The organism is Porphyromonas bobii, assembly GCF_943169685.1.
Lineage (GTDB): Bacteria > Bacteroidota > Bacteroidia > Bacteroidales > Porphyromonadaceae > Porphyromonas > Porphyromonas pasteri.
On sequence record NZ_CALPBU010000009.1, the window covers coordinates 19,607 to 42,460 of the forward strand.

General features: G+C 52.5%; 20 protein-coding genes. 14 read left to right on the top strand and 6 right to left on the bottom strand.

Going from position 1 to position 22,854, the window contains the following annotated elements:
• Positions 1–47: 47 nt before the first annotated feature.
• The 7 genes from KO088_RS08300 to xseA all read left to right on the top strand — a co-directional run bounded on the left by KO088_RS08300 (position 48) and on the right by xseA (position 6,806).
• Complete coding sequence (locus KO088_RS08300) at positions 48–1,181, top strand: glycosyltransferase family 4 protein (protein ID WP_215494344.1); 1,134 nt, start codon at positions 48–50, stop codon at positions 1,179–1,181.
• Between the two features lie 8 nt (positions 1,182–1,189).
• Positions 1,190–2,311, top strand: coding sequence for a glycosyltransferase family 4 protein (locus KO088_RS08305; protein WP_215494345.1), 1,122 nt, complete (start codon positions 1,190–1,192; stop codon positions 2,309–2,311).
• 8 nt (positions 2,312–2,319) lie between these two features.
• A complete protein-coding gene (rsmI, locus tag KO088_RS08310; RefSeq protein WP_215494346.1) occupies positions 2,320–3,087 on the top strand; it encodes a 16S rRNA (cytidine(1402)-2'-O)-methyltransferase in 768 nt (255 codons plus the stop codon).
• Positions 3,088–3,100: 13 nt separating this feature from the next.
• The gene (locus KO088_RS08315) at positions 3,101–3,955 is read left to right on the top strand and encodes a Cbp1 family collagen-binding glycoprotein adhesin (RefSeq protein ID WP_215494347.1); all 855 of its coding nucleotides are present in this window, start codon (positions 3,101–3,103) and stop codon (positions 3,953–3,955) included.
• A 126-nt stretch (positions 3,956–4,081) separates the two neighbouring features.
• Entirely contained in the window at positions 4,082–4,828 is a 747-nt protein-coding gene (gene recO / locus KO088_RS08320; protein ID WP_215494348.1) for a DNA repair protein RecO, read from the top strand.
• A gap of 103 nt (positions 4,829–4,931) precedes the next feature.
• Positions 4,932–5,402, top strand: a complete 471-nt coding sequence (locus tag KO088_RS08325; RefSeq protein ID WP_009433161.1) for an Lrp/AsnC family transcriptional regulator — start codon at positions 4,932–4,934, stop codon at positions 5,400–5,402.
• A 9-nt stretch (positions 5,403–5,411) separates the two neighbouring features.
• Positions 5,412–6,806 carry an exodeoxyribonuclease VII large subunit gene (gene xseA / locus KO088_RS08330; RefSeq protein WP_215494349.1) on the top strand — a complete coding sequence of 465 codons (1,395 nt, stop codon included), beginning with the start codon at positions 5,412–5,414 and terminating at the stop codon, positions 6,804–6,806.
• A gap of 3 nt (positions 6,807–6,809) precedes the next feature.
• On the opposite strand, the gene KO088_RS08335 is transcribed toward xseA, so the two are convergent.
• The 3 genes from KO088_RS08335 to KO088_RS08345 all read right to left on the bottom strand — a co-directional run bounded on the left by KO088_RS08335 (position 6,810) and on the right by KO088_RS08345 (position 9,507).
• Positions 6,810–7,922 (bottom strand): acyltransferase family protein, encoded by a 1,113-nt coding sequence (locus KO088_RS08335; RefSeq protein ID WP_215494350.1) that lies wholly within the window; start codon positions 7,920–7,922, stop codon positions 6,810–6,812.
• 99 nt (positions 7,923–8,021) lie between these two features.
• Positions 8,022–8,225, bottom strand: coding sequence for a winged helix-turn-helix domain-containing protein (locus KO088_RS08340; RefSeq protein ID WP_009432916.1), 204 nt, complete (start codon positions 8,223–8,225; stop codon positions 8,022–8,024).
• A gap of 676 nt (positions 8,226–8,901) precedes the next feature.
• Complete coding sequence (locus KO088_RS08345; RefSeq protein WP_215494351.1) at positions 8,902–9,507, bottom strand: nitroreductase family protein; 606 nt, start codon at positions 9,505–9,507, stop codon at positions 8,902–8,904.
• A 284-nt stretch (positions 9,508–9,791) separates the two neighbouring features.
• Here KO088_RS08345 and lysS point away from each other — a divergent pair, with 284 nt between their 5' ends.
• The 6 genes from lysS to KO088_RS08375 all read left to right on the top strand — a co-directional run bounded on the left by lysS (position 9,792) and on the right by KO088_RS08375 (position 16,401).
• The gene (lysS, locus tag KO088_RS08350) at positions 9,792–11,528 is read left to right on the top strand and encodes a lysine--tRNA ligase (RefSeq protein WP_215494352.1); all 1,737 of its coding nucleotides are present in this window, start codon (positions 9,792–9,794) and stop codon (positions 11,526–11,528) included.
• 68 nt (positions 11,529–11,596) lie between these two features.
• On the top strand, positions 11,597–12,619 hold the full coding sequence (locus KO088_RS08355) for an NAD(P)H-dependent glycerol-3-phosphate dehydrogenase (protein ID WP_009433078.1): 1,023 nt from the start codon (positions 11,597–11,599) through the stop codon (positions 12,617–12,619).
• Between the two features lie 17 nt (positions 12,620–12,636).
• Positions 12,637–13,437: a polysaccharide deacetylase family protein gene (locus KO088_RS08360; protein WP_215494353.1), complete on the top strand. Its 801-nt coding sequence runs from the start codon at positions 12,637–12,639 to the stop codon at positions 13,435–13,437.
• A 12-nt stretch (positions 13,438–13,449) separates the two neighbouring features.
• Positions 13,450–14,196: an SIMPL domain-containing protein gene (locus KO088_RS08365; protein ID WP_215494354.1), complete on the top strand. Its 747-nt coding sequence runs from the start codon at positions 13,450–13,452 to the stop codon at positions 14,194–14,196.
• A 56-nt stretch (positions 14,197–14,252) separates the two neighbouring features.
• Positions 14,253–15,203, top strand: a complete 951-nt coding sequence (locus tag KO088_RS08370; protein WP_215494372.1) for a glycosyltransferase family 2 protein — start codon at positions 14,253–14,255, stop codon at positions 15,201–15,203.
• Complete coding sequence (locus KO088_RS08375) at positions 15,196–16,401, top strand: glycosyltransferase family 87 protein (RefSeq protein ID WP_215494355.1); 1,206 nt, start codon at positions 15,196–15,198, stop codon at positions 16,399–16,401. Before KO088_RS08370 ends, KO088_RS08375 begins: the two co-directional genes overlap by 8 nt.
• A 406-nt stretch (positions 16,402–16,807) precedes the next feature.
• Here KO088_RS08375 and KO088_RS08380 read toward each other — a convergent pair whose 3' ends face one another.
• From KO088_RS08380 to KO088_RS08390, 3 genes are read right to left on the bottom strand one after another with little or no spacing between them, the layout of a single operon-like run.
• Entirely contained in the window at positions 16,808–17,152 is a 345-nt protein-coding gene (locus KO088_RS08380) for a GntR family transcriptional regulator (protein ID WP_215494356.1), read from the bottom strand.
• A gap of 5 nt (positions 17,153–17,157) precedes the next feature.
• The gene (locus tag KO088_RS08385; protein WP_215494357.1) at positions 17,158–17,946 is read right to left on the bottom strand and encodes a hypothetical protein; all 789 of its coding nucleotides are present in this window, start codon (positions 17,944–17,946) and stop codon (positions 17,158–17,160) included.
• Positions 17,947–17,954: 8 nt separating this feature from the next.
• Entirely contained in the window at positions 17,955–18,809 is an 855-nt protein-coding gene (locus tag KO088_RS08390) for an ABC transporter ATP-binding protein (protein WP_215494358.1), read from the bottom strand.
• Between the two features lie 993 nt (positions 18,810–19,802).
• On the opposite strand from KO088_RS08390, the gene KO088_RS08395 reads away from it, so the two are divergent.
• Positions 19,803–22,832: a SusC/RagA family TonB-linked outer membrane protein gene (locus KO088_RS08395; protein WP_251419906.1), complete on the top strand. Its 3,030-nt coding sequence runs from the start codon at positions 19,803–19,805 to the stop codon at positions 22,830–22,832.
• Positions 22,833–22,854: the final 22 nt, after the last annotated feature.

The window sequence follows — 22,854 nt, forward strand, 5'->3', positions numbered from 1 at the left end:
ATGGAAAGAGCTAACTTTGTGCATCAACGTATCAAAAGCATAAGCCAATGAAGATCGTCTACTGTATCTCTGCGATGTTTAAGTCCGGAGGGATCGAGCGAGTCATCGCCAATAAGGTGAACTACCTTGTGAACCATGGCTATGAAGCTTGTATCATCACTACGGATCAGGCTGGTCGTCCTGACTTCTTCCCTATCGATAAGCGTGTAGAGCGAGTTGATCTGGGGCTGAATTACGATCAGTTTGATGAACTCTCCCCGTGGAAGCGATATTGGAAGACGTATCAGTTACGCTCCCAGCACAAGATCCGCTTGGAGGCTGAGCTCAAGCGTCTGCATGCTGATATCACCGTATCTGTCTGGCGTCAGGAAGCCAGCTTTCTACCCGACTTAAAGGATGGAAGTCGAAAGATCCTCGAGTTACATTCTGCCAAGGCAACAGCAGAGCTTATGCATCCTGCGGAGAGCAAGTTGAGACGCTTCATTGGGCGTCTTCGGGTAGCCCAGCAGGAGCGGGTCGCTGCTCGCTATGATCGCTTCGTTATCCTTACTCATGAAGAAAAGCCTCTTTGGAAGGGCTTTTCTAACCTGAGTGTTATCCCCAATGCTCTGCCTTTCTCTCCCCAAAAGAGAGCCGATGTATCCACCAAGCATCTCATCGCTGTGGGACGTATGGAGTATCAAAAGAACTTTCCCGAGCTCCTTCAGATCTGGTCTCGTGTCGCACCTGACTTTCCCGAATGGCAGCTACACCTTTATGGTAGCGGCTGGATGCTTGATGGCTTGAAGCACCAGGCAAAAGAGTTGGGGATTGCCTCTCAAGTCTCCTTTGAGGGAGCTGTGAGTGATATGGAGACGGCTTATGCCTCCTCCTCGGTCTATCTAATGACCTCACATTATGAAGGACTCCCTATGGTGCTTCTCGAAGCTCAGTCGGTAGGCTTGCCCGCTGTCTCCTATATGTGTCCTAGTGGACCTCGAGATATAATCACGGATGGTAAGGATGGTTTCTTGGTTCCCCTCTATGATCAGGAGACTTTTGCAGAGCGTCTTCGAACGCTAATGCATGATGAAGAACTTCGTCGTCGTATGGGACAAGCCGCAGAGAAGGCTTCGCATCGCTATGACCTTGATGTCATTATGCCTCAGTGGCTCTCGCTATTTAATGAACTCGTAAAGTAACCCCTCTTATGAAAATTGCCTACGTTTTAAATAATACTTGGTACGCTGGAGGCCAGACTCGCGTGCTGATCAATAAGGTGAACTACTGGGTTAAGCAGGGTCACGAAGTATATATCTTAACGTCAGATCAGATTGGGAATTCTCCCTACTATGAAATGGATCCGAGGGTAAAGACGGTGGACTATGCCATTGGGTACATTGGAGCAGACCAGCTTAGCATGCTACAGAAGGCGATGAAGTTGCCTGGCTTCCTCATTCGTCATTATCTCCGGATGAAGCGAACTCTGATGGAGATTCGTCCTGATATAGTGGTCTCTATGTATGGTAAGGAGATCTTCTTCTTACCCTTCATCAAGGATGGAAGTGCTAAGGTCTTGGAGGCACATGGTGCCCGCTATACTTGGACCTTCTCCAGAAAGGGGCTCTTAGGTAAACTCCAAAACTGGGTTGATATTCAGCTGGTTCGTCGCTTTGATCAGTTTGTCGTCTTGACCCAGGAGGATATACCTAACTGGGATGTCCCCAATACGATCTGCATACCTAATGGGAATACATTCGCTCCAGTTGAGAGTGCCACTCTTGAAGTAAAGAAGGTGATTTCCTCTGGACGCCATGGTGTACAGAAGAATTTTGAAAACTTAGTTGAGGCTTGGGCAATCGTACATGCAGCTTGTCCCGACTGGCGCTTGAAGATCTGTGGCCAGGGACTGGAGAAGCTTGATCCTATCATTGATAAGCTCCAGCTGAGAGATAGTATCGACCGCTTAGAGTCTTCTGATATGCAGAAGGAGTATATGGACTCATCTATCTCGGTTGTGAGTTCTCGCCATGAGGGCTTTTCAATGGCTCTTGCAGAAGCGAATGCTTGTGGTGTGCCGAACGTCTCTTACGCTTGTCCTTGTGGGCCCCGTGATATCATTATCAATGGCGAAACTGGTATCCTTGTAGAGGAGCTTGAGGATTATCATAAGCTGGCGGAGGGGATCATCCGTCTGATTCAAGATGATGAGTTGCGCAAGAAGATGGGGAAAAGAGCGAAAGAACTCTCCGTACGCTTCTCGGAAGAGTCCGTCATGCAGCGCTGGACGAAGCTATTCACCGAGCTCATCGCTAAGAAGAAAAAAAATTAGCCTCCACGATGCCTAAGCTCATACTCGTACCGACTCCGATCGGAAACCTTGAGGATATCACCCTGCGGGCTCTCAATGTCCTAAAGAGAGTCTCGCTGATCTTGGCCGAAGACACTCGTATCTCAGGGCTACTCCTACAGCACTATGAGATCAAGTGCCCGATGCAGAGTTACCACAAGTATAATGAGCATCAGGCTCTCGAGCGCCTGTGTGAACGTATTGAGCAAGAGGGTGAGGTGGCTTTGATCACAGATGCTGGTACACCAGCTATCTCGGATCCTGGGTATCTCTTGGTGCACGCATGTATTGAGCGAGGAATCGAGGTGGAATGCCTTCCTGGCGCAACCGCCTTCGTCCCAGCCTTGGTTATCTCGGGGCTACCTTCTGATCGCTTCGTTTTTGAGGGGTTCCTCCCTGTGAAGAAGGGTAGGCAGACGAAACTGCAGGGCATAGCATCTTCAGACTATACAACTATACTGTACGAATCTCCACATAGAATCGTTAAGACATTAGAGCAACTCTCCGAACACATGGGAGCAGAGACAAAGGTCGCTGCAGTCCGAGAGATCTCTAAGCTCTATGAGGAAGTGGTTCGTGGAAGCCTCGCAGAGGTTATCCAACATTTCAAGGAGCAAGAGCCCCGAGGAGAGTTCGTTCTCATAGTGGGTAAAAGCACTGTAAGTGATAAGAAACAAGATACAATAGATCCCATCCACAGCTCGTCCGACGAAGAGGATCGACGCAAGATGAAGCGATCGAAGAAGTGGAATAAGTAAATCGAATAAACGTATGACAAAGAGACTTGTCTTGGGTGCAGCGATGCTGCTTACTCTCGCTTCCTGCGGGAAGAACTCTGGCGAATATCAGACGCTCAAGCAGCAGTATGATTCACTCGCCCTGATCAATCAGAACTATGAGGCTGAGCTCCATGAAACAGACTCCCTCGTGGCCAGTGTCCTGACGAACTTCCAGGAGATCTCCTCCGTCGAAGGGATGATCAATGTCAATCCTCGTAGTGGCGACCTCCAGCGCTCTGAGCGTGATCGTATCAAGGACAACATGCTCCTGATTAACGATAAGCTCCGTGCCAGCAGTGAAGCTCTTGACCAGCTGACTAAGAAGCTGGAGTCAAGTGGTAAGGAAAACAAGCGTCTGCACGGCACGATCGCTGCTCTGCGTAAGGAGCTCGAAAACCAGAAGCAGCGTGTCCTCGCTCTCTCCGAAGAGCTCGAGCGTAAGAACCTCGCTATCGGTGTGCTGGACTCTATGCTTACTCAGCGTAATGGGGACGTTGATCGTCTGAATGTCGCTGCGGCACAGCAGGCTGAAGCTTTGGCTGCTCAGGATAAGGAAATGAACACCGTCCGCTACTGCGTCGGTACCAGCTCTGACCTCAAGGAGATGAACCTCATCAAGAGCGGTCGTGTCGTCACGGAGAACGCTAACATGAGCTACTTCACGAAGACGGACCTCCGCGAACTCTCGCAGATCCCCCTCTTCAGCCGCAAGGCTCGCCTCTTGACGGTACATCCAGCTTCTTCTTATGAGCTCGTACCTGGCTCAGATAAGCAGCTTGTCCTCTACATCAAGAATGCTCAGGCCTTCTGGAGTAACTCAAAGATCCTCGTTGTCCAGGTTGACTAAGACAGTCCCTGAGGCATGAGAATCTAATCTCACTAACGAAGACGAGTCTATAGCCCGTGCCCACATCGTGGGGCGTCGCTATAGACTCGTCTTCTTCTTTATTCGTACTTCCTAAGTAGACTGCTGATGGGTTATACGACTACTCCAGCTCTTGTACTCCATCGTACTCGCTATAGTGACCGCTATAGCATCGTACACCTCTATAGTCGGGAGATAGGCTACGTCGGTACGCTTGTCCCTGAGACCTCCAGCCGAAAGAACGCTGTGCGGGAGCACCTGCGCCCTTTGTCAGAGGTGGAGATCACGCTGTCGCTTAGTCCTCAGCGTGATTTGGCACGTATTCAGGAGGTACATAGCTTGCACCCTCGCCACGCGGTCCATACAGACCCGGCTAAGGGGGCCCAGGCGATCTTCCTGAGTGAGTTCCTTTACCGCATCCTGTCGACGACGCAGACTCCCGATGGCGAGCTCTACGACTATATCTCCTCATCGCTTGTCCTGTGGGAAGGGCTTAGTCGCGGTGTTGCGAACTTTCACCTCTGCTTCCTACTGACACTCCTCCCTTACTTCGGTATCGCTCCAGATCTTCCTAATGAGGAGGCTCGAGGATGTGGATATTGCTTCAGCCTGCAAGAGCAGTGCTACCTGCCACAGCGAGAGGCTTATTGCCTGTCACCGGAGGAGACCCTGCATCTGCCACTTTTCCTTCGGATGAGCTATGACACAATGCACGGCTTTGCCTATAGCCGACAGCAGCGTGGGGTGATTCTTGACTACCTCCTTGCCTATTACCGCCTACACTTACACTCCTTCCCTCAGCTCAAGTGTCTCCCGATTCTTCGCCAACTTGGGCAGTCTGCAGAGAGAAACTAGGTAAATTGCCATGATCTGAGCACGATATGGCGACTAATCATGGGATATTTACTACATTTGTATCATAAGGTGTGCAATTAGTGGCGCACCGATCCATCCTTGTATGAAGAAACTGAATGAGCTGGATCTGAAGATCCTTAGACGACTGACTACGAATGCTCGCGTCCCCTTGCGTGACGTAGCTGAGGGAGAGAATAGCTCGCGCTCCTCCGTCAATCAGCGTCTTACACGTATGATTGAGAATGGGGTATTGACCTCGCTAAAGTATCATGTGAATCCCAAGAAGATAGGCTACAACACGTGCACCTACGTTGGGGTGCGCCTGGAGCGTGGTTCTCTCTACAAGGAGGTCGCTGAGCGAATGCGCGAGATCCCCGAGATCGTCGAGTGCCACTTCACTACGGGGCCCTATACGATGCTTATCAAGCTCTATGCGATTGATAATAACGACCTCATGCGCATCCTCAACGGGATTATTCAGAGCATCCCAGGGGTCGTCGCTACCGAGACCTTGATCTCGCTGGATGTAAGCTTCGAGCGTAGCATCCATATCCCAGATCATATCCCCCAATAGGCGGTCTCCGTGCAGCAGCAAGCTACGACTGTCCGTTCATTTAGTCTGACCGAGCTCTTGGGTTCGGTCAGACGCTGTTTAGAGCACTCCTTCCCCGATCGCTATTGGGTGCGGGCGGAGGTGAGCGACCTGCGTCGTGCCGGTGGCCAAGGTCATGGCTACTTGGAGCTCTTGGAGAAGGGTGAGGAAGGGGATGTCGTGGCGAAGGTGCGTGCTACGATCTGGTCATCGACCTATACGATGATTGAGCAACGCTTCGAGAGAAGTGGTGTGGGCAAGCTCACTTCGGGGATGAGTATCTTGGCTCTTGCCGGGATTGCCTTCCATCCGCAGTATGGGCTGAGCTTGAATATTATCGATATTGATCCCAATTACTCGCTCGGTGAGATCGCTCGCCTGCGCTTGGAGACCATACAGCGTCTCAAGCGCAATGGGCTCTTCACGATGAATAAGGAGCTTGAGCTCCCCTTCCCCCTGCAGCGTATCGCTATCATCTCGTCTCCCACGGCAGCAGGCTATGGGGACTTTATGCGTCAGCTCCATGAGAATCCCTATGGAGTAGTGCTCTATACGGCGCTCTTCACAGCGCAGATGCAGGGGAATGATACGACTGCATCCATACTCGCTGCACTGGGGCGTATCGCCGAGGTGGAGGAGCACTTTGATGCCGTGGTAATCATTCGTGGTGGGGGTGCCGTGAGTGAGCTAAGAGCTTTCGATGACTACACCTTGTGCGAAGCTGCCGCGCAGTTCCCCTTACCTATCATTGCGGGTATAGGCCACGAGCGTGATGTCTCGGTGCTTGATCTGATAGCCCATACTACGCTGAAGACCCCGACGGCAGTAGCTACCTTCTTAGTCGAGGGGCTGGCAAGAGAGCTGGCAGAGCTGCGGGAGCAGCTACGCCGACTCCCCTCTTTGCTACAAGCCCTATCTATGGGGCGAAGTAATTGGCTCCATACGCAGGTCTCGCGTCTACCGCTCTTAGTTCGTGGTCGCTTGGAGCAGGCTGAGCGCAAGCTACTTATGCAGCGCTCGCAGATCACCCTCTCAGCTCGTCATTATCTCCAGCAGTCTGAGCATCGTCTTGAGCTGGTACTCCGTCGTCTCCCTACAGCTGCATCCTATGCTTTGCGCCAGTATCGTCAGGTGCTTCGTGAGCGACTCTCTCCCCTGCCACTGTATGTATCGCACTTGAGAGAGCGTATGGAGGCCGATCTCCTGCGTCAGGAGCAAGCGATCCGCTTGGCGCATCCCGATCAGATCCTACGTCGAGGCTTTAGCTTGGTCTCTGTCGGCGGACGTATCGTCACACGCAGTAGCCAGATCCCTGCGGGAGCAGAGATCTCGGTGCGCTTTGCTGATGGCGAAGTGGAGGCTGTGACGAAGAAGGAAAAGCCTTAGGCCTTAGTTCCTCAGCTCGGGGAACTGAAAGATAGGTAGTCCAGCACGCACCCATAGGCGGGCGATCCCATCATAGAGTGGCGAGATGACCCACCGCCACACCAGCAGGCGAAGCTTATCAATGAGGATACTCCCCGCAAAGACCAGCAACATAAATCCCATCACTGATACGATGAAAAGTCCCGTCGGGTGCTGCTCACTCAGCTCCCGCACAAATCCCGTATATCGCCCGATGAGCCGTGCATTGCAGTGAATGAGGTAGACGGCGAGAGTCGATGAGCCTATCCAGTTTATTGCGGCACTCTGTACCTTGAACCGAGAGAAGGCGAGGAAGAGCAGTACGGCTGAGAGGATATTGATCGGGGAGACATAGCTCATGAACTTGTAGGCAAGCGGACTCGCTACGATTGACTGCCCCGTCCCGTAGGCAAAGAGGAAGAGTGCGAGAGATTGGGCAAAGGTGAGCCCAAAGTAGCCGAGGAGGAAGGTTCGTCCGCTCCAGCGCTCAAGGCGCTGAGGGTAGAGGCGTAGATAGCGCCCGATGAGGTAGATGCCCGAGAAGGCGAAGAGTGAATAGCCATCCTTGACTTCCAGCTGATCATTTATGAAGCCTAAGACGAACTCCACTAAGAAGAAGAGGAGAAGGTAGCGCCTTAGCTCCTGCTCACTCGTTCGCTGAGCGAGAGCATTGAGGAGTGGGGAGAAGATCATGAGGCTCAGATAGGTCGGGAGGAACCACTCAGACTTTCGATTTAGGGGCATGAGGCTCCCCACGAATTCCGATAGGTTGAATGGCTCAAGTCCGAGGAGTACGAGGGTGCTGTACACTCCGACGGTATAGAAGAAGGCTTGGAAGAGTAGGCTCACGATCCCCTTGACGCGTGCCTTGATCCCGAAGTATCCCGAGATGAGTATGAAGACATTGACTCCGACGATGGCAAGTGCTTCGCTCCATACTTGGCCCAGAGATGTGAGTGGCTGCGAATGGATCGCTTCATTGGTTGGGAAGCGGAAAGCGAGGAAGTTGGCATGCAGCACAAGGATGAGCAGCATAGCTAAGATGCGGAGTAGCTCGAAGTTGGAGGCTCGAGCCGTGCCAGAGGTTGGGGTACTCACGGGGATAAGAGCTATAGGGATGAAAGAAAGCTATCCCTCCGTCGTTGCGAAGGGATAGCTTGAGGGTGTGAGTAGGGGAGTGGTGCTCCCCACGTAGCATTAGTAGGTGAGCTCAACGAGCAATTCTTCACCAGATTCATCAAAGAGGAGCTTCCCTTCCTTCGCGAGCCAACCGATGGCTGCAAAGAGCTCCTTGTCAGAGCGGAGCTTGGTTGCTTTACGAAGAGCCTTAATGTCCATCTTGCCCAGGCTGTTAAGGGCATTCCATACGAGGCCAGCATTGGTGCCGATACGTTCGATCATGTGCGTTCGAATAGATTAATTGTTAGACCCATAGTGCCACCAGCTCTGCAATAGCACTGGCTTTGCGGTAAAATTACCAACTCTTTTCTGATAAAGCAAACGGCCTACACGAGAGTAGACCGCTGAAGTGGATAGCCCGAGTATATAGGCTCCTTGTACCGTAATGTATGGGGGGCTCATAATAGGTATATGAGTACGTGGGTAGAGCTATATAGGATGGCGAAGAAAGCTATATAGCTTTGGGCTGATTCCTATATAGCTTTCGGTGCGAAGCTATATAGCTTTGTGAAGTAACCTCCATTAGATTGTTGCTCCGTGTAGGGATAAAAGTTGCGGACGAGTGGTAGATAAGTTTGGACTACGTACGTGGCTCTAATATCTACGTACGTGGATATTTGGACTGACGTGCCTGGTCTTTAAGACTACGTGCATAGATAGAGAAAAACCACTACGTGAAGGCGCTTTTTTCTTCACGAGAACGATGCTTTTCCCTTCGCTGGATGAGAGGAATATGAGCGATAAGGTGAAGGGCTTGCGTGTCTCTTCGGAGAGGTGTATCGGGGAGCTGGGCGTGCGATGCCTTAGCACTCTAAATAGAGGACAGGACTCGCGGCAACAGTCCCATATAGGTCAGTGGGCTGACCTATATGGGGCTATTGCTTCTGCCTGTCGGAGACTACAGGAAGACCTCGCTGCGACGCTGCTTGGGGGTGATCGTAGGCTGATTGATATCGTCGTCGCTACGCTTCCCGATTGAGATAGCGAGGACGGGGCGATACTTGTCGTGATGGAGTATCTGGTCGTAGGCCTCGAGGTCGATGCCCTCCATGGGTGTGCTGTCCAGCTCCATGCTCGCAAGCCCCGTCAAGGCGATCCCGAGAGCGATATAGGCTTGACTACGCATCCAGCCCAGGACGGTGGCCTCGCCCTGAGAAGCGATCTTATTGCGATAGAACTCCTGCGCTCCTTCGCTGAGCGTGGCGATACGCTCTGCTTCGAAGGTCGCTACGTCACGATAGTTATCTACGTCACGATAGTTATAGATGACGAGGAGGTGACTGGCTTGCTCGATACGCTCTTTGTTGGAGTACGAGTGCTGGGCAAGCAGGCTCTTTGTCTTGCGATCGCCGATGAGCTCGAAGGCCCAGGGCTGGCTATTGATAGAGCTGGGGCAGAGGCGGAGCATCTCCTTGATGTCCTCCAGCTGCTTGTCGCTGAGGTGAAAGGTGCTGTCGTAGGTCTTGGTCGTGTAGCGTGAGCGAAGGATATCAAGTATTTCCATTCTATATATTTCCATTCTATATATGATTTCTATTGAGTGGTGGACTGTAGAGATAGCTCTCGAGCCCGTGATCTTGCTTTTATCTATCAACCTCAGGCTGTGAAAGAATGTTGAGTAGGCTTAGCTTACCATCCGGCTATCTTCATTGATGGTAGGAGGTGGTGGTCGGACTAGCTACGATAGGGGAGAGAGCCTTGGGCGTAATGCCCTACTCCTATCGTAGAAATGCCTTATCTTTGCGTAGATTAGTAAAGAAGTAAATATCAGAATCAGCATATAGCAGAATGAATATCTTAGAGCTGAGCGAACAGGAGATCTTCCGTCGCCGTAGTCTTGAGGAGCTTCGTGCCCTCGGTATCAATCCTTATCCAGCAGACGAATATGTCGTCACGGGGTATGCCCGTGAGATCCTCGATACCTTCCAGGATGATGCACCTCGTCGTGAGGTGCGTGTCGCTGGCCGTGTCATGGGCCGTCGTATCATGGGTAAGGCTTCCTTCCTCGAGCTCCAGGACTCTACTGGCCGTATCCAGATCTACATCACGCGTGATGAGATCTGCCCAGGCGAAGACAAGACTCTATATAATAATGTAGTGAAGAAGCTTATGGATATCGGCGACTTCATCGGTGTCGAGGGTGAAGTCTTTCGCACACAGATGGGGGAGATCTCGGTACATGCCTCCTCGCTGACCTTCCTCTCGAAGGCACTGCGTCCCCTGCCCGTGGTCAAGGAGAAGGATGGTCAGACCTTCGACAGCTTCACTGATCCTGAGCTCCGCTTCCGCCAGCGCTATGTCGACCTCGTCGTCAATAGCCATGTTAAGGATATCTTCCTCAAGCGTACGAAGATCTTCAATGCGATGCGCCAGTTCTTCAACGAACGTGGCTACATCGAGGTTGATACGCCCGTCTTGCAGCCCATCCCTGGTGGTGCTGCTGCGCGCCCCTTCATCACGCATCACAACGCGTTGGATATCCCGCTCTATCTGCGTATCGCCAACGAGCTTTATCTGAAGCGCCTCATCGTCGGGGGCTTCGAGGGTGTGTATGAGTTCAGCCGTAACTTCCGCAACGAAGGTATGGACCGCACGCATAACCCCGAGTTCACCGCTATGGAGATCTACGTCTCCTACAAGGACTACAACTGGATGATGGAGTTCACCGAGCGTATGCTGGAGTTTATCTGCCTCGAGGTCTTAGGTACGACGAAGGTCAAAGTAGGGGATCGCGAGATTGACTTCAAGGCTCCCTTCAAGCGTATCACTATGCTTGATGCGATCCAGGAGCATACGGGTATCGATATCAGTCAGATGGGCGAGGACGAGCTTCGTGCGACCTGCAAGAAGCTCGGTGTCGAGGTCGACGAATCTATGGGTGTCGGTAAGATGATCGATGAGATCTTCGGCGAGAAGTGCGAAGGCAGCTATATCCAGCCTACCTTCATCACCGACTATCCTAAGGAGATGTCACCCCTGACGAAGGAGCACCGCTCTAATCCCCGCCTCACCGAGCGCTTCGAGCTGATGGTCAATGGTAAGGAGCTGGCCAATGCTTACTCCGAGCTCAATGACCCCATCGATCAGCGTGAGCGCTTCGAGGAGCAGCTCCGTCTCTCAGAGAAGGGGGACGATGAAGCGATGTTCATCGATGCCGACTTCCTCCGTGCCCTTGAGTATGGTATGCCCCCGACGAGCGGTATGGGTATCGGTATGGATCGCCTTGTGATGCTCCTGACAGGTCAGGAAAGCATCCAGGAAGTACTCTTCTTCCCCCAGATGCGCCCCGAGAAGGTCGCTCCTCGCGACAAGAAGGAGGTCTTCATCGCTGCTGGTATCCCCGAAGCATGGGTACCCGTCCTGCACAAGGCTGGCTATCTGACTCTGGAGTCGGTACGCGCCGAAGAGAAGCCCGGTCGCCTGCTGCAGCAGCTCCAGGATATCAAGAAGAAGTATCAGCTGGATCTGGAGCCTCTGACGCTCGAGATCGTCACAGCTTGGACCACCATCGGGGGCGCTCAGTAAGCGCACCCCGCACTCTCTCACGAGCCGCTCCCCTTCATAGGGGAGTCGGCTAAGTAAGTACACGTATCATGCCCGAACAGACTTCCAGCTTCCCCGGTAGAGTAGGTATCCTCGGTGGCGGTAGCTGGGCTACAGCCTTGGCGAAGATCGTCCTCTCACGGCAACCCAAACTTAACTGGCTGCTGCGCACCTCGACACACGTCAAGGACTTCAAGCGCCTGCGCCACAATCCTGGTTACCTGACGTCGGTTACCTTCGATACGGATCGTATCACCTTCTTCACCGACTCGGATGTCAATGACTTCTTCCGAGCCTGTGATACCGTGATCCTGGCTACCCCCTCCCCCTACATACGCTATTACCTCAAGCGTGTGCGTAACTCGGTCATCCGCAATAAGCTCGTCATCAATGCGATCAAGGGGATGGTGCCCGAGGAGAACGTCCTCATCTCGGACTATCTACAGGAGTATAAGGAGCTGCGTCCCGGTCAGATCGGGGTCATCGCGGGCCCTTGTCATGCCGAGGAGATCGCCAAGGACCGCATGTCCTACCTGACGGTCGGCTGCTTCGATATGGCTAAGGCCAAGGTGCTGAGCGAAGAGATCTTCAGCAACGACTACGTCCACTGCGCTGTCAGCCGTGACGTCGTCGGTATCGAGTACGCAGCGGTGCTGAAGAATATCTATGCTATCGCCGCTGGTATCTGCCACGGGATGAATAAGGGAGATAACTTCCAGTCCGTGCTGATATCGAATGCTATCGCGGAGATGAGCAACTTCGTCAGTACGGTGCATCTCGTCAGTCGTGACGTGACAGAGTCCGTCTACCTCGGTGACCTCCTCGTCACGGCTTACTCCAGCTATAGCCGCAATCGTACCTTCGGTAATATGATCGGTAAGGGCTACAGCGTCCGTGCCGCTCAGATGGAGATGAATATGATCGCCGAAGGGTACTACGGCGCTAAGTGTATCCATGAGATCAACCAGCGCTACCAAGTGACGATGCCTATCTGTAGTGCCGTCTACAATATCCTCTATGAGGGTGCTCCCGTCGAGCAAAGCATCGAGCGTCTATCGACTCTCTTCAAGTAGTCCCCTTACCTTCCCCAATGGCTACACGCCCCCATCGTATCCTATTGAGCTTCGATATAGAGGAGTTCGATGTGCCACGTGAGCACGGAGTCGAACTTCCTATGGCGGAGCAGGTGCGTATCTCTGTCGCAGGATCACATGCCCTCCTCGATGTACTGAAGAAGCATGAGGTACGTGCGACCCTTTTCTGTACGGCGAACTTCGCTCAGCATGCTCCCGAGATCATCCAGCGTATCCTCTCTGAGGGGCATGAGCTTGCATCACATGGTTACTACCACTGGACCTTTGAGCCTGCCGACCTGAAGAAGTCTAAGGACACTCTCGAGGCTCTTGCTGGAGTCCCTGTGCGAGGCTATCGTCAGGCGCGTATGATGCCCGTCCCTGAGGCGGAGATCTATAAGGCAGGCTATAGCTACAATACCTCTCTCAACCCCACCTTCATCCCTGGGCGCTACATGCATCTGAGTGCACCACGCACGCACTTTATGAAGGAGGGAGTACTGCAGATCCCAGCTTCGGTGACGCCTCTTATTCGCTTCCCGCTCTTCTGGCTCTCGTGTCACAATCTTCCCTTCGGACTCTATCGTTGGCTCTGTCGTCGTACGCTCCGTCATGATGGCTATCTGGTGACCTACTTCCATCCGTGGGAGTTCTACGAGCTGAATGAGCACCCCGAGCTGAACCTCCCCTTCATCGTGCGCAATAACTCTGGCCGTGCGATGGTCGATCGACTGGATCGCTGGATCAGTTACTTCAAGGGAGAGGGAGCTGAGTTCATCACCTATTCCGAGTTCACGGATTCTATAATAACTATCTAATTTCTTTTCTCAATGAACATTAACAAGTCCGCTCTTACGCTGACGCTCATCGGAGCTGTCGCATTGCTTGTCTCCGTCTTCGTACTCGCTGGCGGTCTGAAGGGCTTCCGTAGCAATTCGCCCAAGACGATCTCCGTCACGGGGAAGGCTGAGCGTAACTTCACCTCTGACCTTATTGTCTGGTCTGCGACCTTCACCTCTGAGTCGACAGATCTGCAGGATGCTTACTCCGAGCTTAAGGGGAAGCAGCAGGCCGTAGCCTCTTACCTCAAGAGCAAGAGTATCCCCAGCGAAGCTATTGCTTACAGCAGCGTCAGTATCTCTCGTGAGAATGAAAGCTCCTATGACGAGAGCTCTGGGCGTACCTTCTATCGCTTCAAGGGCTACTCACTGACGCAGACGGTGACGATCACCTCGCGCAACATCGAGGCTATCGAAGCTGTCTCTCGCCAGATCTCTGAGTTGATCAATAATGGTATTGAGATCGAGTCGGGCAATCCTCGCTATTACTACACGAAGCTCAATGACCTCAAGATCGAGATGCTCAAGGAAGCCTCTGAAGATGCTCGCAATCGTGCCTCCGTCATCGCTGAGGGCAGTAAGAGCAGTCTCGGTGGCCTGACGAAGTCCAACATGGGTGTCTTCCAGATCGTCGGTCAGAATAGCGACGAAGATTACAGCTGGGGTGGCTCCTTCAATACTTCTTCTAAGGAGAAGACCGCCAGCATCACGGTCAACTCTACCTACAACATTAAGTAAAGTTTGTCTGCCCCCAAAGCATTCATCCCTCTGATCATCACATGATCTCTATCCCCATTCCCCGCTTAGTGATCGTCTCCCCGTGCTACAACGAGGAGGCGATCCTTGCTTATTCCGCTCGCGAACTCACGAAGCTCCTTGAGCGCCTCATCGCAGCAGGTAAGATCCTTCCCACAAGTCACGTCCTCTACGTCAATGATGGTAGTCGTGACCGCACCTGGGAGCTGATAGAAGAGCTTCACCGAGAGAATCACTTCATCGATGGACTTTGTCTGGCGGGTAATGTGGGACATCAGTCAGCGATCATGGCGGGGATGATGACGGCGCGAGACTTCGCTGATGCTGTCGTCACGATTGATGCCGATCTGCAGGATGACTTAGGCGCGCTCGAGGAAATGATCGATCGCTATCTGGAGGGCTATGATATCGTCTATGGGGTGAAGGTCTCACGCACGGCGGATCCACTCCTCAAGCGCACCTCGGCACTGGCATTCTATCGCCTGCAGAGTGCTATGGGGATTCGTGCGATCTACAATCATGCGGACTTCCGTCTGATGAGTCGCCGTGCGCTGGATGCTTTGGCTTGCTACCCTGAGCGCAATCTCTATCTGCGTGGGATCATCCCTCAGCTGGGCTATGCTTCTACGACCGTCGACGACGTCATCAGTGAGCGTGTCGCTGGGGAATCGAAGTACACGCTGCGCAAGATGCTCCTGCTGGCGGTAGATGGCATCACTTCCTTCACGACACGCCCTATCAGCTGGATCATCGGTATGGGACTGCTGTGCCTGCTTATCAGCATTTGCATGGCGGTGTATGTGCTGGTCTCTTATATCGAGCACTTGTCCGTGCCGGGTTGGGCTTCGCTGATGCTCTCCTTGTGGTTCATTGGGAGCATCGTCCTGCTGTCGCTCGGCGTCATCGGGCAGTATATCGGGAAGATATATATCGAGATCAAGCAGCGCCCACGCTATCATATCGCTCAGCACCTCAAGCACCATGACTAAGGACCAACCTTTACTTCGCCTGTGTGCTAAGCTGCAGGCCTTCTTCCACAAGCCTTTCTTTTCGAATCCCCGCACGCTCTTTGGCCTGTGGACGCTCTTGGCTGTAGTTGCAGGGCTGACGAAGATCGCACCGCACCGCCATAATAATTTCCTCATCTTCCGTGGAGTCTTCTGGCACACCATCCAGAAGCTGTCGCTGTATGACTTCTACCCGACGGAGTACAACGACCACAATCACTACGGTCCGATTTTCAGTCTCGTCATCGCTCCCTTTGCGGTGGTGCCCGATGCTATTGGCCTTCTCGGTTGGCTCGTGGTGCTCGCGCTCGGTATGTACTATGCTGTGCGTCGCCTGCCCTTGGAAGAGGGGCGACAGATCTTCCTCTACTGGTTCTGCGCGCATGAGCTACTTACGGCGCTGCAGATGCAGCAGTTCAACATCGCCATCGCTGCCATCATCATCGGCTCCTTTGCAGCTATCGAGAAGGGGAGAGAAGTCACGGCCGCCTTCCTCATTGTTTTGGGGACGTTCGTCAAGCTCTATGGCGTCGTCGGCTTGGCATTCTTCTTCTTCGTCAAGCGCAAGCCCCGCTTCATCCTGGCTCTCATCGGCTGGTCGATCGTGTGCTTTGTCGCGCCGATGCTGATCAGTAGCCCCGAGTATGTCGTAGGGCAATACGTCGAGTGGTACGAACGACTTGCGGCGAAGAACGGTGAGAACACCTTCTCCCTAATGCAGAACATCTCGCTTCTGGGGATGATTCGCAAGATCTCGGGCTCTGCTTCCTACTCCGACCTCTTGGTCATCCTCCCTGGGCTGGCGCTCTTTGGCTTGCCTTACCTTCGCTTCGGGCAGTACCGCCACTTGGCATTCCGCTACGCGATACTTAGCTCGGTGCTTCTCTTCGTAGTGCTTTTCAGTACGGGCAGCGAGTCAAGCACCTACATTATACCTTTCGCTGGGATCGCGCTGTGGTACGCGACGAGTCCGTGGAAGCGCTCGGGCTGGGACGTAGCCCTGCTGGTCTTCGCCTTCGTGCTAAGTAGTCTCTCGCCTTCGGACCTCTTCCCCCGCAGTCTACGTGAGGCGTATGTCTTGCCTTATGCCTTGAAGGCACTTCCTCCCACGCTCGTTTGGCTGCGTCTGAGTTACGAACTTCTGACGCGCGACTACGCCCCTTCGAAGGCGGTTCTATAGTGCCTTCGTCAGCGGCTCCAATAGGCTTCGGAGAAAAGTAATATAACTTTCACTCGAAAGTAATATAACATTTGCCTGAAAGTAATATAACATTGGGACGGAAGTAATATAACTTCCATTTGAAAGGTATATACCCTCTGCTCAGAAGGTATATACCTTTTCTTTTGGAGGACTATTCCTCGCCGTCGTGAGGAATATACCTTGCTGTCGTGAGGAATATACCTTTCTATCGGAAGGTATATACCTTTTGCTCGAAGGGTATATACCTTTTTGCCGAAGGGTATATACTATTTGCTCGAAGGGTATATACCCTTTGCTCCTCACCTCTATAACGCGCCGTGCCCCGCATACCTAATCCCGACGGGAAAGGCATGCGGGGCACGCTGAAAGTAGTGGAGTAGGGGGCTTAGAGATCGAGTGCCTTGCGGAGCTCTTCGCTGGTGATGCCGAGAAGCTCTGCATCACGGCGGAAGCGAGGGATGGACTCTTCGTGGAAGGCTCTACGCTTCTCAGCACGGATGGTTTCTACCGCCCCTTCGCTGATATAGTAGCCAAGGCCGCGCATGGGATATACCAGGCCACGGAGAGCCAACTTATCATAGGCGTGAACGACGGTGTTGGGGGCGACCTGCATCAGTTCGGCCATATCGCGCACTGAGGGGATACGCTCGCCTTCGGTGAATTGCCCCGTCAGTACACCTTCGTTGATGTAGTCGATGATATGGGCAAAGCCCACATTGGAGAATGCCATAGAGATTACTTGATTTGGATGGTCTTGAGGCGATGGTAGATAGCCCAGGTGAGGAAGAGGTCGATGAGCCCGAAGAAGATCAGGACGATCCAAGCATAATCACGGTCGGTGAGGGGATGCTCTATCGTGTAACGGTATATCTCCTCTTCGAAGTTGAGGACGATGGTGAGGAAGATGAGGAAGCCACTGAACTCTACGAACGCCGCAGCACACAGCCCGAAGATCGCCTTGCGGAAGTGGATCATGCAGAGCGTCACGAGTAGTGGCAACTGTAGTCCCATAGAGAGAATAGCTGCTGAGTCTTTTAGAGATAGGTGCCCATGAAAGAACTGTATCGGGAGTGCCCATTCCAAAACATTGCTGAATCCCCCAGGGACGAAGATCCCAAAGATACCAGAGATAATCAGCGTAGAGAGTAGCGAGATGAGGTAATAGCCCAAGCTGAGTAGGGCAATACTTATCATCTTCTCTCCAGCCGAAGCGGGGATCTGGGTATAAGCACCTGGCGAAGGCTTATGTACGCACTTATTGATCCAGATCAAGATATAGATGATCGTCCCGATCAGGTAGGGGCCGATGACTCCGCCTCTACCATAGAATTCAGCCAGTTCAATGAAGGCCTCTTGGATATTAAATCCCCTCGTGAGGAAAAGGGTCAGGAACGGGAAGCCGAAGAATGCCACCGCCATGATAGCATGGAAGATGAGCAGTGGGCGCAGGGAGCTGAAGAAGCCTTCTACAGTGAGAAGGTAGATGCGCCCAAATGAGGAGCGATGTAGCGTGGAGGTATTCATCGTAGCGCTTATTTAGAGGTTTCAGATGGAGTGTGAAGGTGACGCATGAGTTCTTCGCCTCGGCTGACGACAGCATTGAAGAAGAGCTCCATGCTGAAGGTATCCGCCACGGCCTCGCCTTGAAGTGGCAGGATGCCGACGGTGCCACCCAGCGAAGGCTCAGTATAGAGTGCGCGGGCTTCTTCGTCGGGACTGACGAGACCGAAGTAAAGACGCTCGGAGAGATCAGCGATGGACTCATTGCAGTAGATGCTACCACGCTCGAGGATGACGATGCGGTCGATGAGCTGCTCAAGATCTCGTACTTGGTGCGTGCTGATGATGACCGTCTGCTCTTCGCTGAGGTGACGAGCTACGGCGCGGCGGAATTCTCCCTTCGAAGGGATGTCCAGTCCGTTCGTCGGCTCATCGAGGAGAAGCAGGGGTACACGGAGTGAGAGGGCGAAGGCAATCAGTGCCTTCTTCTTCTGCCCCTGTGAGATCTTGCCCAGGTTCATCTTCCAGTCGAGCGAGAAGGTCTCAATGAGTTCGCGGGCAATAGCTTCATCGTAGTTGGGGTAGAAGGGAGCGCAGAGGTCGAAGTAGCGTCGGATGGTGACCTGAGGTACGTGGATCTCTTCGGGGAGGAGGTAGACCTGCTGGAGGAAGGCTACCTTACGTTCGCGTGGCGTGAAGCCAAGGACGTTGATCTCACCTTGCTTCGAGAAGAGCTGGCCGCAGAGATTCTTCAGGAGTGTAGTCTTGCCCTCGCCGTTTTTACCGAGGAGCCCTACGACGCTACCCTGAGGTAGGCTCAGGTCGAGGCCACTGAAGACTGGGCGCCCTGACTTGTAGCCGAAGGAAAGTTGCTTAGTTGTGATCATAGGACAGTAATATTTATATGTGGTGTACTGCTTGTCTGTAACACTGCAAAGGTAGCAAACTTTTCATAAGGTGTATCACCTATCTGATATTTCTTCTCACTTCTCTCTTTACGTATATATACCACGTGCCTCCTAGTGAAGGAGAATCGGGTAGGGGAGCTCGGTGTAATCTTCTTATATAGGGTGGGTTTTTCAACCAGTACTGGTCACTGAGCTGACCAGTACTGGTCGGAGCTCAGACCAGTACTGGTACATATTACGAACCAGTACTGCTCCGATGAGTGACCAGTACTGGTTCGTTTCCTCTCTCTTATCGCTCTCATCTAATTGACTGGTATATAGTCTAATTTGTGGTGTGCTATTTCCCCTATTGGGATGCAGCTATCCCAAGTGTCTTCCAGCGGCGAACTGATCAAGAGCGCAGGGTGCTTCTGATCCCAGTAATAGGTGCGTCGAAGGTCTACTTTTTGAGCTGTCTTTTGCTTTCCCCGAGCGATTGCATCGTATTTGTTGTAGAATGGTGCTTCTAACAGTCAAGTTTCGTAGCGCCATCTTGTGGTTGTATGTGGCAGGATAACAGCGGGTTATGAGTGTTGTTATATACTTAAATATTTTAGGAAGTAAGTATTTGTCTTCTTACAACTTCCGAAAGAATTTAATTATTACTTTTGCTCGCACTTACAACGGAACATGATTACTGCTCGCGCCTTCGTGCAACAGACTAATCGCTCCTCGGAGCTTTGTGCTGCTCTCAACCTGAATGGTTGGGGGCTTTCCTTCGTTGCTATACCTTATCTACTTCAAGACGGGGCTATTGATACGGCTTATGTATTGATCCCCGTACCGTCTTTCCCTCAATCAGTCGTTTGCTCACTGCTGCCGCTTGTCCCACAAGGTGCTGCACAGGGGAGCTTCGCAGCCTTTTCTCTCTAATCCTAAAAAGAGAAAGTACAGAGGCCAAGACCACTCTCCGCTTATTTTTTAGTTTTAAATATGAAGAAAGTACTATCTATCCTCATGATCCTCTTCCTTACGGTCGCTACCGCGATGGCGCAGGGAAAGAGCATCAGTGGTGTCGTCCTCGATGCCACGAATCATGAGCCTGTGATCGGGGCTTCCGTCCTGGTCAAGGGCGTACAAGGTCAAGGTGCTTCCACGGACATCAACGGGAAGTTTACCTTGAAGAACGTGAAGTCAGGTGCCGTCCTCGTCGTGTCGTCCATCGGCTACAAGAAGACGGAGGTGCCTGTCGGCAACCAGACGGAGCTGAAGATCGAGCTCTCCGGTGAAGACAACCAGCTCCAAGGTGTCGTCGTCACCGCTCTCGGTATCAAGCGCTCGCAGAAGGCTCTGAGCTATAATGTCCAGGAGATCAAGAACGATGCTCTGACGACGGTGAAGGACGCCAACTTCATGAACAGCCTCAACGGTAAGGTCGCTGGTGTGAACATCCAGCGTAGTGCCTCGGGTGTCGGTGGTAGCACGCGTGTCGTCATGCGTGGTAACAAGTCGATCTCAGGGGATAATAACGTGCTCTACGTGATCGACGGGGTTCCTGTCGGTAACAGCGCTGACCGTGGTGGTGACGGCTCTGGCTTCGGTGCAGGTCGTGCTTCGGGTGAAGGTATCTCAAATATCAACCCTGACGATATCGAGTCGATCAGCGTCCTGACGGGTCCTTCGGCTGCTGCTCTCTATGGTGCAAGTGCTGCTAATGGGGTTATCCTCATTAATACGAAGAAGGGTGCTGCAGGTCAGCTGCGTGTGAACTTCTCTTCTTCGGTAGAGACGGCTTCGCCCTTCATCCTGCCTAAGTTCCAGAATACCTATGGCAATCAGGCTGGTCAGTACACCTCATGGGGTGATAAGCTCGCTACTCCTTCCACCTATAAGGTACGCGACTTCTACAACCGTGGCGTGACGTTCAATAACTCGTTCAACTTCTCTGTTGGTACGGATAAGAATCAGACCTACTTCTCTGCCTCTGCTATCAATGCTAAGGGGATCGTACCTAACAATAAGTACCATCGCTACAATGCTTCGATTCGTAATACGTCGAAGTTCCTCAATGATAAGCTGACGCTGGATGTCTCGGCTAACTACATCCGTGACTACGCGAACAACATGATCTCCTACGGGGCATACTTCAATCCTATCGTAGGTGCTTATCTCTATCCTCGTGGTGAGAACTTCGACCAAGAGAAGTACTTCGAGCGCTACGACGCAGAGCTGGGGTACAATGTACAGCAGTGGAAGCCTGGTAGCATGGGTATGGACGTGCAGAACCCTTACTGGGTAGCATACCGCAATCTGCACCCCGAGGTTAATGACCGCTACATGCTCTTCGGCTCTCTGAAGTATGAGCTGAATAAGAAGATTAACTTCACGGGTCGTGCTCGTCTGGATAACACCTTCACTGAGCGTGAGACGAAGCTCTATGCTTCTACCTCCAGCGTCTTCTCTAAGCCCCTCGGTTACTTCTCTTCTGATGTCAGCTACTTCAAGCAGAAGTATGTGGACTTCATGGCGAACTACAATTCCCCTATTGCTCAGGACATCAATCTGACGGCTACCCTAGGTACGTCGTATGAAGAGTATGACAATAAGGGTCAGGGCTTTGGTGGACACCTCTTCCTTATCCCTAATAAGTTCATCTTCCCCAATACCAATCAGCTCCAGAGCGGTGGCTCGCAGTCCTCTACGCGTAAGAGTAATTTCGCAGTCTTCGCTTCTGCTGAACTTGCTTGGCGCAACGCGCTCTACCTCACGCTTACGGGTCGTACGGACAAGCCTTCGCAGCTCGTCGGTAGCGTAGATCCCTGGATCTTCTATCCCTCGATCGGTCTCTCTGCTGTCGTCACCGACCTTATCTCTGAGGACCTGCGCGCTAAGCTCCGTCCTACGCTCTCTTATCTGAAGGTACGTACCTCTTATACGGAGGTGGGTTCTCCTATCCCCTTCACTGGTCTGACCCCAGGTACTATCACGCACTCGATGAGCAGCGGTAAGGTCGAGCCCTTCGACTACTATCCTCTGCCTGACCTGAAGGCTGAGCGTACGCGCTCTATCGAGCTCGGGGTCGACTCCCGTTGGTTCGGTGGTGCTCTGACCTTTGGTGCTACGGTCTATCAGTCAAATACGCTCAATCAGCTCCTTGAGACCGACCTCGATCCAGGTACGGGCTATAAGAAGCTCTATGTACAGGCTGGTAATGTCCGTAACCGTGGTATCGAAATGACGCTTGGCTTCAATAAGAAGTTTGGTGGCTTTGAATACAACTCAAGTGTTACGGCTACGGCTAACCGCAATAAGATCCTCAAGCTGGCTTCTGGTGTCACAAATCCTATCACGCACGAGGTCTTTGACCTGAAGGATATCGTCAAGGGTCGCTTCCGTCTGCGTGAAGGTGGTGAGCTCGGTGACGTTTACGCTAGCGAGCGCATCAAGCGTGATGCTAATGGCTATGTAGACTATACTCCAGGTCAGTCTCTGGTCACGGAGCCAACGACTCCTTATAAGCTCGGTTCGGTCAATGCTAAGTGGAATCTCGGCTGGAAGCACGGCTTCTCTTATAAGGGCTTCGACCTGAATATGCTCTTCACGGCTCGTCTTGGTGGTATCGTCATCTCGAAGACGCAGGCTGCTCTCGACAAGTTTGGGGTTTCTCAGGCTTCTGCTGATGCACGTGATGCTGGTGGTATCAACATCGGCGAAGGTCTTACCATCGCTCCACAGCAGTTCTACGATGCTGTCTACAACCTCGACTCCTACTACGTCTACTCGGCTACGAACGTTCGTCTGCAGGAGCTGAGCCTCTCTTACAGCCTGCCTAAGAACTTCCTTGGCAAGACCTTTAAGAATGTAGCTCTCTCTGTCTACGCTACGAACCTTTGGATGATCTATAATAAGGCTCCTTACGATCCTGAACTCACGGGGGCTACGGGTACGTTTGGTCAGGGCTATGACTACTTCATGCTCCCCAGCCAGCGCACTATCGGTGCCAGCATCAAGGTCGGCATCTAAGTCGAGTACTTATCTTATCAGA